The sequence below is a fragment of the Marseilla massiliensis genome (genome assembly GCF_023336985.1).
Classification (GTDB): Bacteria; Bacteroidota; Bacteroidia; order Bacteroidales; family Bacteroidaceae; genus Prevotella; species Prevotella intestinigallinarum.
The window spans coordinates 339944-352667 of sequence record NZ_JAMBLP010000001.1; the positions used below are offsets into that span (position 1 = coordinate 339944).

The 12724-nt window shown below is 56.1% G+C and carries 8 protein-coding genes; 4 read left to right on the forward strand and 4 right to left on the reverse strand.

Translation table 11 applies throughout. The features are described 5' to 3' along the window. The first annotated feature begins 63 nt into the window (after positions 1 to 63). Together M3089_RS01325 and M3089_RS01330 are read left to right on the forward strand one after the other, a co-directional pair. Positions 64 to 3219, forward strand: a complete 3156-nt coding sequence (locus M3089_RS01325) for a glycoside hydrolase family 2 TIM barrel-domain containing protein (protein ID WP_249081316.1) — start codon at positions 64 to 66, stop codon at positions 3217 to 3219. Between the two features lie 6 nt (positions 3220 to 3225). Next, positions 3226 to 4248 (forward strand): esterase-like activity of phytase family protein, encoded by a 1023-nt coding sequence (locus tag M3089_RS01330; RefSeq protein WP_249081317.1) that lies wholly within the window; start codon positions 3226 to 3228, stop codon positions 4246 to 4248. Between the two features lie 57 nt (positions 4249 to 4305). On the opposite strand, the gene M3089_RS01335 is transcribed toward M3089_RS01330, so the two are convergent. The 4 genes from M3089_RS01335 to M3089_RS01350 form a co-directional block, all read right to left on the reverse strand. After that, entirely contained in the window at positions 4306 to 5967 is a 1662-nt protein-coding gene (locus M3089_RS01335; protein ID WP_205110198.1) for an AMP-binding protein, read from the reverse strand. 15 nt (positions 5968 to 5982) lie between these two features. After that, positions 5983 to 7653 (reverse strand): AMP-binding protein, encoded by a 1671-nt coding sequence (locus M3089_RS01340; RefSeq protein ID WP_205110196.1) that lies wholly within the window; start codon positions 7651 to 7653, stop codon positions 5983 to 5985. Between the two features lie 71 nt (positions 7654 to 7724). Then, positions 7725 to 8972: an ABC transporter permease gene (locus M3089_RS01345; RefSeq protein ID WP_249081360.1), complete on the reverse strand. Its 1248-nt coding sequence runs from the start codon at positions 8970 to 8972 to the stop codon at positions 7725 to 7727. 29 nt (positions 8973 to 9001) lie between these two features. Further along, complete coding sequence (locus M3089_RS01350) at positions 9002 to 10210, reverse strand: pyridoxal phosphate-dependent aminotransferase (protein ID WP_205110194.1); 1209 nt, start codon at positions 10208 to 10210, stop codon at positions 9002 to 9004. Between the two features lie 741 nt (positions 10211 to 10951). Here M3089_RS01350 and M3089_RS01355 point away from each other — a divergent pair. Both M3089_RS01355 and M3089_RS01360 read left to right on the forward strand, forming a co-directional pair. After that, positions 10952 to 11434, forward strand: a complete 483-nt coding sequence (locus M3089_RS01355) for a DUF4494 domain-containing protein (protein WP_205110191.1) — start codon at positions 10952 to 10954, stop codon at positions 11432 to 11434. A gap of 1 nt (position 11435) precedes the next feature. Beyond that, positions 11436 to 12110, forward strand: a complete 675-nt coding sequence (locus M3089_RS01360; RefSeq protein WP_205110322.1) for a YggS family pyridoxal phosphate-dependent enzyme — start codon at positions 11436 to 11438, stop codon at positions 12108 to 12110. Positions 12111 to 12724: the final 614 nt, after the last annotated feature.

The window sequence follows — 12724 nt, forward strand, 5'->3', positions numbered from 1 at the left end:
GTGGGCCCCGTCGGTCGGCCTGCCGGCCATCACCGTTACACGATATCAATAACTTTACATATTATGTTCAAACGTTTGTTTTTATCATTAGCCTGCATGCTGGCTGCGTCAGCCTATGCAGCGGATGCCCCTGTGTGGCAGAATCCGGCCGTAAACCAGCAGAACCGTGAGCCCCGCCGGGCCGCGTTCTTCCCTTATGAGAGCCAGCAACTGGCCATAAAGGGGCAGAAAGCCGGGTCGGGCCGGTATTTGTCGATGGAAGGACTGTGGAAGTTCAGTTTCGCGCGCAACTATTATGACCGCCCGGAAGGTTTCTTCAAGCCCGGCTACGACGACTCGAAGTGGACTGACTTCCCCGTTCCCGGTTTGTTTGAGATAAACGGTTATGGCGACCGCACATACAAGAACGTGGGCTATTCATGGTGCAACACGTTCAAGAGCAACCCGCCCTACATCGGCCAGACCGAAAACTATGTGGGCTCATACCGCCGCACATTCGACTTGCCGGCCGACTGGCGGGGCAGCGATGTATTCTTCCATGTGGGCTCGGCCACGAGCAACCTCACGCTGTGGGTCAACGGACGCTATGTCGGTTACAGTGAAGACAGCAAGGTGGCTGCCGAGTTCAACATCACAAAATACCTGAAGCCGGGGCGCAACCTCATCTCCATGCAGGTGATGCGATGGTGCGACGGCTCTTATCTTGAAGACCAAGACTTTTGGCGTTTCACCGGCATTGCCCGCGAGGTATACCTCTACGCGCGGCCCAAGACGCGCATCGCCGACATCAACTTCACCCAAGACCTCGTGAACGGCATGCGCGACGGCAGGCTCGACTTCAACATACCGGTGGTCAACGCCAAGGGAGCCGAGCTCTCGGTGGTGCTCCGCGATGCCGACGGACGCGAGGTGGGCTCGGCCCATGGCAGTGCTGCCAAGGGCGCCTTCAGCGGCTCTATTACCGTGGCCGGCGCCAAGGCATGGTCGGCAGAGACGCCCTATCTCTACTCGCTGGGCGTGGTGTTGAAGCGGGGCGGCAGTGTGATTGAGGCCGTCGAGCAGAAGGTGGGCTTCCGCCACATCGAGATCAGCGGCGGCCAGTTGCTCGTCAATGGCAAGCCCGTGCTCATCAAGGGTGTCAACCGCCACGAGATGGATCCCGACGGGGGCTATGTGGTGAGCGTGGAGCGCATGGTGGAAGACATAAAGATAATGAAGCGCCTCAATGTCAATGCCGTGCGCACGTGCCATTATCCCGACGACCCGCGCTGGTACGACCTGTGCGACCGCTACGGGCTCTACGTGACGGCAGAGGCAAACATTGAGTCGCACGGAATGGGTTACGGCAAGGAGACGCTTGCCAAGCGTGCCGATTTCGAGCAGATGCACCTTGAGCGCAACGAGGCCAACGTGAAGTCGTTCAGAAACCACCCGTCAATCATTGTGTGGAGCCTTGGCAACGAGGCCGGTTACGGGCCAAACTTCGAGAAGGCATACGACTGGGTGAAGGCGGCCGACAACACCCGCCCCGTGCAGTATGAGCAGGCAGGGCAGAACGGCAAGACCGACATATTCTGCCCGATGTACTACGACTACGGCCACTGCGAGAAATATGCAGGAGGCGACAACCCACGTCCGCTCATACAGTGTGAGTATGCCCATGCCATGGGCAACTCGATGGGGGGATTCAAGGAATATTGGGACATGATAAGGCGCTGCCCGAAGTACCAGGGAGGATACATCTGGGACTTTGTTGACCAGGGCCTGAGAGACAAGAGCCCCCTTACCGGGCGTGAGATATTTACCTACGGAGGCGACTATGGCCGCTATGCCCCAAGCGATTACAACTTCAACTGCAACGGCATCATCGCCCCCGACCGCAGGCTTAACCCCCACGCTTACGAGGTGCAGTATTTCTACCAGAACATCTGGGTGACGGACAAGGGAGTTGACCGCGGAGAGTTTGAGGTGTTCAACGAAAACTTCTTCAAGTCGCTCGACGACGTTTCACTGCGCATCGTTCTGATGAGGTTGGGTCGCGAGGTCGACTCGGTGAGCTTCGACGTGAGTGTCGACGGCATTGCCCCGCAGTCGGGCAAGTCGTTTGTTTGCAGCGGTTTGCGCGACGCCGTGGGCCAGTTCAAGTCGAAATATCCGTCAGACGAGCTTGTGGCCAACTTTATTTTCACATCAAAATACGACAGTCTGCTCGTCGACAGGGGGCAGGTCGTTGCCCGGCAGCAGTTTGTTGTACGGCCCTACGGCTTTGCCTCGGTGGACGGCGATGCCGCTTCCGGTGGCAAGAAGGCCGAGGCCGGCGCGGCAGGCAAGGTGAGCAAGACCGAGACCGAGGCCTATGTGCGCCTCAGTGCCGGCGGGGTGAGCATGACGATAGGCAAGCATACGGGTTGGATAGACTATATCGACGTAGACGGAAAGCCCATGCTGGCAGATCGCCGCTCGGTGGAGCCCGAGTTCTGGCGTGCCCCCACCGACAATGATTACGGTGCCAACCTGCAGCGGAAGCTTGCCGTGTGGCGCAACCCGCAGATGAGGCTGGAGAGCTTCGACGTGGCTGAGGCCGGCAACGGCGATGCCCGTGTGGTGGCTGTCTTTGCCATGCCAGACGTGAAGTCAAGGCTTACCATGACCTACCGGCTTTCTGCTGAGGGCGAGATAACGGTGCGCCAGAAGCTCGACGCCGACGACAGCGCCAAGGTGGCAGACATGTTCCGCTATGGCATGCAGCTGCAGATGCCCGGCAGTTACTCGCGGGTGATGTATCATGGCCGTGGCCCTGTGGAAAACTACTCAGACAGAAAGAGCAGCCAGTTCATCATCGTGGCCGACACAACCGTGGCAAGCCAGTATTATCCCTATATCCGCCCGCAGGAGAGCGGTAACCATACCGACGTGCGCTTCTTTGCCGTATACGACGCCGAGACAGGCCGCGGACTCAGCTTCGAGTCTGATGCGCCGATGGAGTGCAGCGCGCTCAACTATCTTGTCGGCGACATTGACGACGGCCCGGAGAAGGTGCACGTGTGGGGGCACCACAGCGGCGACTTGGTGGCAAGGCCGCTTACGCAGGTTCACATACAGCAGCGTCAGGCCGGACTGGGCTGTGTCAACAGCTGGGGGGCACAGCCTCTGCGCCAGTATCGCTTGCCTTACGGCGACTATGACTTCGCTTTTGTAATACGTCCGTTCAAAAAGTGATGGCCCATGGGCAGTATGGCGCATCTTGCAATCGCAGCATTGGCGCTGTTGCCCGCAAGCGTCGAGTCGGCTGAGTCACCCGACAGTGGCTCAGCCGGCATCGAAGTCGTAAGGGTCAACAGGCAGCGGTCGTTTGGCTCGTCGGTGCCGGCAGGCAACTACAGCGGCGTGGCATGGCTCGGAGGCAGCCGTTATGCCGTGGTGAGCGACAAGTCGGCGGGCGACGGTTTCTATGTGTTCGACATCGACATCGATTCGGTCAACGGTAAGGTGAGGGGCGTGAGCAACAAGGGTTTCCGCGCCTCCGGCACGCCCAACCGCGACCAGGAGGGCATAGCCTATGAGCCCCGCCGCGGCAGGGTGTATGTCAGTGGCGAGAAAGACAACAGGGTATTGGAATACGATTCGGCCGGACTGCTGACCGGACGGCAGCTAGCGTTGCCCGAAGTGTATGCCACGGCCGGGTCGAGATACGGTATTGAGGCGTTGACATACAATGCCTCGACCCGTAGGTTTTGGCTTTCCACGGAGAGCACTCTGCCGTGCGACGGACGGCAGGCGGGCTATGAAGCCCCTGTCAGCAACCGCCTGCGCCTTCAGTGTTTCGACGACAGCCTGAAGCCGGGGCCGTTTTTCTACTACGAGATGGACGTGCCCGAGGTCGGCAGGAAGCCGTCTGATTATGCAATGGGGGTCAGTGAGCTGTGTGCTCTCGACGATGGCAGGCTCCTGGTGATGGAGCGCGAGTTTTTCGTATCGCCATCGAAACTCGGCTCTTGGGTCAATGTCAAGTTGTTTGTGGTCAGTCCTGCCGACAGCCTTCGGGGATGCCTGTTGCCCAAGGCAAAGTTGCTGGAGTTCAAGACACGCCTGTCGCTTTTCAAGTACAACCTTGCCAACTATGAGGGCATGTGCCTCGGACCGCGCCTTGCCGGCGGCGAGCGGGTGCTGTTGCTTGTCAGCGACTCTCAAAACAGGTACGGGGGCGTGCTGAAAGACTATTTCAAGACAATAGTGTTGCGTTTCTGACACAAGCAATTACGGCGCCAATGACATTGCATCATTGGCGCCGTATTGTGTTTGTGCTTATTTATACAAGAATCGTTTGATGCTCTTTTTGGGAGTCTTCTCAAACTCGGTCTCAACCAATTCAATCTCCGCAATCTTGGCATAGGCCGGCAGCGTCTGGTTGAGTTCCGTGCGGTTGCCCTCCATCACGTCTTTCAGGTCGTCGCCGTTGAGCCCCATCTCCTTGGCTTCTTCGTAATCCGGGAAGACAAGGCCTACGAGCTTGTCGCCTCTCTGCACCACGATGCTTTCAACAACCATGGCCATTGAGTTGAGCTTGTCTTCTATTTCCTCCGGGTATATGTTCTGTCCGTTGGAGCCGAGCAGCATGTTCTTGGAGCGGCCTTTAATGTAGACGTTGCCTTGCCTGTCCATTGTGCCAAGGTCGCCCGTGTGATACCAGCCCTCGCTGTCGATGGTCTGGCGTGTGGCTTCCTCGTTTTTGTAATACCCGAGCATCACGTTCATTCCTCTTGCCAGTATCTCTCCGGGCACGTTCTCGGGGTCGGGGCTGTCAATCTTCACTTCCATGTGCAAGGCGGCGCGCCCGCAACTGCCCGGCGCGAATGTCTTGTAGTCGGCGTAACAGATTATTGGCGCGCATTCTGTCGAGCCATATCCCACTGTATACGGGAAGTTGATGCGCTTCAGGAACGACTCTATTTCCTGGTTGAGCGCAGCCCCGCCGATGATGATTTCGTAGAACCTGCCTCCGAAAGCATCCGTCACATGCTCGCAAATCTTCTGCAACACCTTCTTGTTTATTACAGGCATGTTGAGCAGAAGCCTCATCTTGTTGTTCTGAATCTTCGGGAACACCTTCTTGCGGATGATTTTCTCGATGATGAGGGGTACGGAGATGATGATGGCGGGCTTTATGTCGGTGAACGCCTGGGCTATGATTGCCGGGCTGGGAACCCTCGTCAGGTAGTAGATATGGCAGCCGTGAAGGAACTCGAAGAGGAATTCGAAGGCCATGCCGTACATGTGTGCCATGGGCAGGATGCTTATTGTGTTGTCGCCATGCTTCACAATGTCGCCCAATGCGGCCTCGGCGAAGTCGTAGTTGCTCCATATCGCGCGGTAGGGAACCATCACTCCCTTTGAGAATCCTGTCGTTCCGCTGGTGTAATTTATCATCGCCAGCTCTTCGCCATCCTTCTCGCGGTAGTAGCTTACGTGGTTTTTCCGGAAGTATTTCGGGTATTTCTTGCCGAACATCTCGTTGAGGTGCTCGCGCGCATACGTCAGTTTCTCTGTCCTCGACACTGCCAGTGAATAGTCGGGTATGTTGATGATGCCTTCCAGCATGGGCATTTTGGCCTCGTCGATGACTGTTGCCACCACATCGCCAACGAACAGAAACTTGGCTTCACTGTGGTTTACGATGTTGTGGATTTGCTCTGCCGTGAACTCATGAAGGATGGGCACGGCCACTGCCCCGTAGGTCAGCGTTGCAAGGAAAGCCACTGCCCAGTGCGAGCAGTTGCGCCCGCAGAGGGCTATCTTGTCGCCTTTTGCCACGCCGCCATTCTCAAACAGTATGTGCAACTTTTCTATCTTGCGTGCCACGTCGTGGAATTGCAGTGTCACACCCTTATAGTCTGTGAGTGCATCGAGGTCCCAGTTGTCGACTATGGCTTTCTCTATGATTGCGTTGAAGTTCTGTGCTTGTTCCATTTGTGCTTAGGTTTGTCACAATTCTATGTCCTTGTATAGATACCGCTTTATGCTCTTCTTGGGTGTCTTCTCAAACTCTTCAGGGTGCAGCCTGATTGCAGAGAGCTTGCAATAAGCGGGCATTATGGCATTGAGTTCCTGCCTGTTTTGCTCCATTATGCTTTCCAGGTCCTCGTTGTTGAAGCCCATTGAGTGGGCCTCTTCCATGTTGGGGTAGACCAGTGCGAACAGTTTGTCGCCCTGTTGCAGCACGAGGCTCTCGTTGACCATGGTCATCGAGTTGAGCTTGTCTTCTATTTCTTCGGGGTAAACGTTCTGTCCGTTGGCGCCAAGCAGCATGTTCTTTATTCGTCCGCGGATGAACACGTGCCCGTCTTTGCTCATCGTGGCCAGGTCGCCGGTGTGATACCATCCGTCTTTGTCGAGCGCCTCGCGTGTGGCCTCTTCGTTCTTGTAGTATCCCAGCATCACGTTTGTGCCCCGGGTTATGATTTCGCCCGGCACGTTTTCAGGGTCGGGGCTGTCTATTTTCACCTCCATGTGTGCCACGGGCGTGCCGCAGCTGCCCGGCGCGAAGTCGTTGTGGTCGCTGAACGTGATCAGCGGAGCGCATTCGGTAGCGCCGTATCCCGTAGTGATGGGGAAATCGATGCTCGTCAGGAACGACTCTATTTCCTGGTTGAGCGCGGCCCCTCCGACCACCACTTCGTATGCGTTGCCTCCGAATACGCCCAGCACCTGCTCGCAAATCTTCTGCTTCACCTTCTTGCTTATTACCGGCATGTTGAGCAGAAGCCTCATCTTGTTGTTCTGTACTTTGGGGAATATGGCCTTGCGTATAATCTTGTCGATGATCAGCGGCACGGATATGACGATGGCCGGCTTTATGTCTGCGAAAGCCTGGGCAATGATGGCGGGCGACGGAAGCCTTGTGAGGAAGAAGAGATGGCAGCCGTGGCAGAATGGGAAGATGAACTCGACAGCCATTCCGTACATGTGTGCCATGGGCAGGATGCTAAGGGTGCGCGAGCCGGGAGCCACGTGGCTGCCTATTGCGTCGAGGCAGAAGTCGAGGTTGCCCCACAGCGCTCTGTATGGCAGCATCACCCCCTTGGAGAATCCGGTGGTGCCGCTGGTGTAGTTGATCAGTGCCAGTTCTTCGGCGCTGTCGTGGTGGTAATTGATGTGTTTGGCCCTGAAGGCGTTGGGATATTTCTTTCCGAACAGTTCGTTAAGGTGCTCGCGGGCAAACGTGAGCTGCTCGGAGCGCGACTCCATGAGCGAATAGTCGGGTATGTTGATGATGCCTTCGAGTGCAGGCATCTCCTTGGGAGTGATTGTCTTGGCCACTACGTCGCCGACAAACATCAGTTTCGATTCGCTGTGATTGACTATGTTGTGTATCTGTTCGGCGTTGAATTCATGCACGATGGGCACGGCCACGGCGCCGTAAGTCAGCGTTGCGAAGAAGGCGACGGCCCAGTTGGCGCTGTTTCGCCCGCAGATGGCAATCTTGTCGCCGCGTTTCACCCCGCTGTTTTCAAAGAGGATGTGCAGCTTTTCTATCTTGCGGGCCACGTCGTGGTACTGAAGTGTGATGCCCTTATAGTCGGTAAGGGCATCTTTATACCAGTTGTCTACAATGCTTTTCTCAATATATGAATTGAAGCTTTGGAATGTTTTCATTGCACAAAAGAAATTATTTTGTGCAAAGGTAAGGCATTTCCTGCACATCTCAAAATAAACTGTGCACTTATTTACTCGTACCTCATGGATTTGGCGGGGTGGATATGCGATATCAGGTAGCTTGGTGCTATAAGCACGAACAGACTGATGAGCAGTGTCGCCACGTTGAGAAGCACGATGAATGGCACGTTTAGCTCCATCGGTGCCGTGCTCACGTAATATGAAGTCGGGTCGAGGCTAACCACCCCGGTGTATTCCTGAACCAGCACAATGCCTATGCCTATGATGTTGCCGAACAGCAGTCCGCGCCCTATTATGAACGCGGCAAACCACAGGAACGTGTGCCTCACTGTGCTGTTGCGCGCCCCGAGGGCCTTGAGCGTGCCAATCATCTGCGTGCGTTCGAGTATGATGATGAGCAGTCCAGATATCATCGTGAATCCGGCAACGCAAACCATGAGTGCCAGTATTATCCACACGTTGATGTCGAGCAGGTCGAGCCAGGAGAAAATCTGCGGGTAAGCCTCGTCTATTGTCTGTGATGTCAGGATGTCGCCATACTTGTCTGGCGTCCTGTTTACGCGCTCAACCACGTTTGCCGCCGTCTCTTCGAGCCTGCCGAAGTCGGCCACTGTGATTTCTGCCCCGGTGCATTGGCCGTCGAGCCAGTTGTTGAGCCTGACCGCCGTATAAAGGTCGGTGAAGCACAGGCTCTGGTCGAACAGCGTGAGGTTGGTCTGGTATATGCCGCTGACGGTAAATCGCCTGGCCCTCACGTCGTTGTTGCTGATGAAGTAGGCATACACCTTGTCGCCCACGGCGAGCTTCAGCTTGTCGGCCGTCATCTGCGACACGAGCAGCTTGTAGTGGCTGCTTTGGTCGCTGAACTCAGGTATGTCGCCAGCCACGAGGTTTTGCCTTATGAACGTGAAATCGTATTCGGGGCCCACGCCCTTGAACGTCATGCCGAGAAAGTCGCTGTCGGTTTTCAGTATGCCCTGCGTCAGCGCGAAGCGTTCAACGTGCTTCACGCCATCGGTTGACCGCAGCACCCGCATCAGGCTGTCGTCCACGCAGATGGGGTAGGGGTCGGTGCTTTGCAGCGCGAGGAAGTTCTCCACCTGTATGTGGCTGCCGAAGCCAACCACCTTGTCGCGTATGGTGTGTTTGAAACCCAGCACCACCGACACCGTCACCACCATCACGGCCAGTCCTATGGCCACCCCGATGGTGGCTATGCGGATGGCCGGCCGGCTCACCTTATACTTGTCGCCTTTGTCTTTGTAAATCCTCCTTGCCAAGAACAGCGGCAGGTTCAGCTTTCCCAGTGTCATGTCACAGATTTGTTTTATAGTTCTTTATCCTCCCGTCCGGGGTAGGCTTCGAGGGCTTTTCTCAGCACGGTGAGCGCCCGTGTCAGGTCGTCTTTCTTCAGCACGTAGGCTATCCTCACCTGGTTTATGCCGGCTCCGGGCGTGGTGTAGAACCCGCTGGCCGGGGCCATCATCACCGTCTCGCCCTCATAGTTGAAGTCGGTGAGGCACCATCGGCAGAATTTCTCGCTGTCGTCTACCGGCAGCTTGGCCACAGTGTAGAATGCGCCCATGGGTATGGGCGAGTAAACCCCCGGTATGCGGTTGAGCCCGTCGATAAGGCACTTGCGCCTCTCTACATACTCGTCGTAGACGTTGCGGTAGTATTCTTCGGGCGCGTCGAGCGATGCTTCGGCCACTATCTGGCCAATGAGCGGCGGCGACAGGCGTGCCTGGCAGAACTTCATCACCGCGCGCCTGACGGCCTCGTTCTTTGTTATGAGCGCCCCTATGCGTATGCCGCATTCAGAATAGCGCTTCGACACAGAGTCGATGAGAATCACGTTGTTCTCGATGCCTTCCAGATGGCATGCGCTTATGTAGGGCGAGCCGGTGTAGATGTATTCGCGGTAAACCTCGTCGGAAAACAGGTATAGGTCGTATTTCTTCACCAAGTCGCGTATCTGGTTCATCTCGCGGCGCGTATAGAGGTAGCCCGTAGGGTTGTTCGGGTTGCAAATCATTATGGCCCGCGTGCGGTCGTTTATCAGTTCTTCAAACTTCTCGACCTTCGGCAGCGAGAAACCTTCTTCTATCGTGGTGGCGATGGTGCGTATCCTTGCCCCTGCCGAGATGGCGAATGCCATGTAGTTGGCATAGGCGGGCTCGGGCACTATTATCTCGTCGCCCGGGTTGAGGCACGACATGAACGCGAAGAGCACGGCCTCGCTGCCCCCCGAAGTGATGATTATGTCGTCGGGGCTCACGTTGATGTTGTACTTCTTGTAGTATCCCACCAGCTTCTGGCGGTAGCTCAGGTAGCCTTGCGATGGCGAGTACTCCAATATGTCTCTGTCGATATGCTTCAGCGCATCGAGTCCCACTTGCGGCGTGGGCAGGTCGGGCTGGCCTATGTTAAGGTGGTATACCTTGATGCCGCGGCTCTTGGCTTGTGCTGCCAGAGGCGCCAGCTTCCTGATGGGCGACTCGGGCATCTCGAGCCCTCGGATTGAAATGTCAGGCATTTTGTTTGTCCTTTCTTGTGAAATAGAAACTAAATGCAAAGGTAATATTATTAATTGGAATAATAAAAACTTTCTTCGGACAAAATGATAAAAATAGTTAGCTTGCCTTGCGGCGGTGCCTTTGCCCCGGCCCGGCGGCCGGCGGCCGGTGGCGCGGCTGCCCCTTGGGCGGGCTGTGGGCGCTTGTCAGCCCTTGTCTCCCCATGTGTGGCGCAGCGGACGGCCGGTGGCGCCTTTGCCGTATGGGCCGTTTTGCAGCGTCATACGGGCCGTTTTGCAATGCCGAACGACCCGTTTCGTGCTGCCGAACGGCCTGTGTGGGCAACCCGCTGGCACTCAGCTACTTTGCGCCCCGGGGCGCAGAGCTTTGTGTGGCGTGGCGGCAGAGGTGTCTGCGGGCCTCCGATGTTCGGGGCGCCGGTTGGCATCAGTGAGGCGGGCTTGTGCCGCCGGCCTTGGCGAAACGGGCGTCATGCAAGGCGTCGGCGCCTATAGTGGCAATGCCCGGTTGCCTGCGTGCATTAAGAGAATGAGTGTCGGGCTTGCTGTGGCTTGGCGCCTCGTGGCCATGGCAGCCTCAGTCTGTCCGGCATGGAATATAGAACGGCGCCTTAACATATTTTTCCCCGCTCCATGCCCTGCTTTCGATTAAATGCGTTACTTTTGTAAGCCGTTACGGCTTTCGGGTTGCGTTAGCGCGCCCGTCGGCCGTTGACAAGACATTGATTTACAAATATATATATGAGAAGTAGAACAGCAGAATGGTTTGAGTGCAAGATCCGTTACGAAAAGACCATGGAGGACGGAATGCAGAAGAAAGTGACAGAGACCTATACCGTGGACGCGCTGAGCTTCACCGAGGCCGAGCAGCGCATCATGGAAGAGATGTCGGCTTACATAAGCGGCGAGTTTGAGGTGGCCGACATAAAGAAGGCGGCATACAAGGAGATATTCTTCAGCGACGACGATTCGGCCGACCGATGGTATAAGACGAAGCTGCAGTTTATCACAATCGACGAGAAAACCGACAAGGAAAAGCGCTCAAACGTAAACTATCTGGTCAACGCGGGCACGCTCAACGCTGCCGTGCGCAATATAGACGAGGTCATGGGGGGCACCATGATTGACTATGTCATAGCTTCGGTTGCCGAGACGCAGCTGATGGATGTGTTTGAGTATAAGAAGAAAGAGGCCGACGACAAGCCGGAATATGAGCAGCAGTGACATGGACTACGACGTGAAGCGACACCTGCGCGAGGTGAGAGACAGCCTGCCCGAGGGAGTCAGGCTGGTGGCCATCAGCAAGTTTCACCCTGCTGACTATATCGAGGCGGCTTACGCCGAGGGGCAGCGCATCTTCGGCGAGAGCCACGAGCAGGAGCTCGCCAGGAAGTATGAGGCGTTGCCGAAAGACATCTGCTGGCATTTCATCGGCCACTTGCAGACAAACAAGGTGAAGTATATCGCTCCGTACATATCTATGGTCGAGTCGGTCGACTCGCTCAAGCTGCTTAAGGAAATCAACAAGCAGGCTGCCCGTTGCGGCCGTGTCATTGATGTGTTGCTCGAGCTCCACATAGCCGAAGAGGCCACCAAGTACGGACTTACGCTCGATGCCTGCCGCAGCTTGCTGGCCGACGGCGAATGGCGCGGGCTGGCCAATGTGCGGATATGCGGCCTGATGATGATGGCCTCGTTTGTTGACGACGAGCGTCAGCTGCGCGACGAGTTCACCAAGGCGGCCGACTTCTTCGACGAGGTGAAGCAGGCTTATTTCCCGTCGGACGACGCTTTCTGCGAGCGGTCGTGGGGCATGAGCCATGATTACCACATTGCCGTTGAGTGCCGGAGCACCATGGTGCGCGTCGGGACCACCATTTTCGGCCCGCGGGTCTACTGACTGTGTTTGCCGCGGCCCCCTCGCCGTTGTGTCGTCGGGGCGGGGTTCGGTTTGCAATGGTGTGCATTGATTTCGGTCGATGCACACCATTGTCTTTTTGTATCTTCATCATTGCTCGCGGGTTGTGGCCGGCGGGTTGCATTCTCGCGCCTTGCTGCCATGAGGGCAGGGCGTTTTCTGGCGCTTGGAGCCCGCTTGCCATGGCGTGCGACAAGTGCAGGCTGATTGTTGCAGAAGCAGCAGTGACAATTGTGTGTGGTGTCTGCCGCATGGTGGAATGGCTCGCGGCAGGCAGAGGGTGGCCCGGTGTCGCCATCTTGTTTGTTTGGGTTTTTCATGCCTTGCCTTGGCCGCCGGAGAGCCGGATGCCAGCCGTTGTTGTGTTTCTCTTGGCAAGAGACGAGCTCACAATGCTATTTTCCTATGCGACTATATCAAAAAAACCTTCCTATGTGCTGTAATATCAATGTCTGTTATTGACGGCAAAGATAAATTATATTTGTCGTTTTACCAAAAGAATTATCCGAAAAATTACTTAATTACAAAACATTTATACTATTCTGTTTAACTATTTCGGTAAAAGCCCATGCCGGATTGAGCTACGCAAAATGCCT

Coding starts and splice junctions, on each gene's coding strand:
- M3089_RS01340 (WP_205110196.1), bottom strand. CDS start 7,653: ATGAAAACATTCCAAAGCTTCAATTCATATATTGAGAAAAGCATTGTA.
- M3089_RS01355 (WP_205110191.1), top strand. CDS start 10,952: ATGAGAAGTAGAACAGCAGAATGGTTTGAGTGCAAGATCCGTTACGAA.
- M3089_RS01360 (WP_205110322.1), top strand. CDS start 11,436: ATGGACTACGACGTGAAGCGACACCTGCGCGAGGTGAGAGACAGCCTG.
- M3089_RS01350 (WP_205110194.1), bottom strand. CDS start 10,210: ATGCCTGACATTTCAATCCGAGGGCTCGAGATGCCCGAGTCGCCCATC.
- M3089_RS01335 (WP_205110198.1), bottom strand. CDS start 5,967: ATGGAACAAGCACAGAACTTCAACGCAATCATAGAGAAAGCCATAGTC.
- M3089_RS01330 (WP_249081317.1), top strand. CDS start 3,226: ATGGGCAGTATGGCGCATCTTGCAATCGCAGCATTGGCGCTGTTGCCC.
- M3089_RS01325 (WP_249081316.1), top strand. CDS start 64: ATGTTCAAACGTTTGTTTTTATCATTAGCCTGCATGCTGGCTGCGTCA.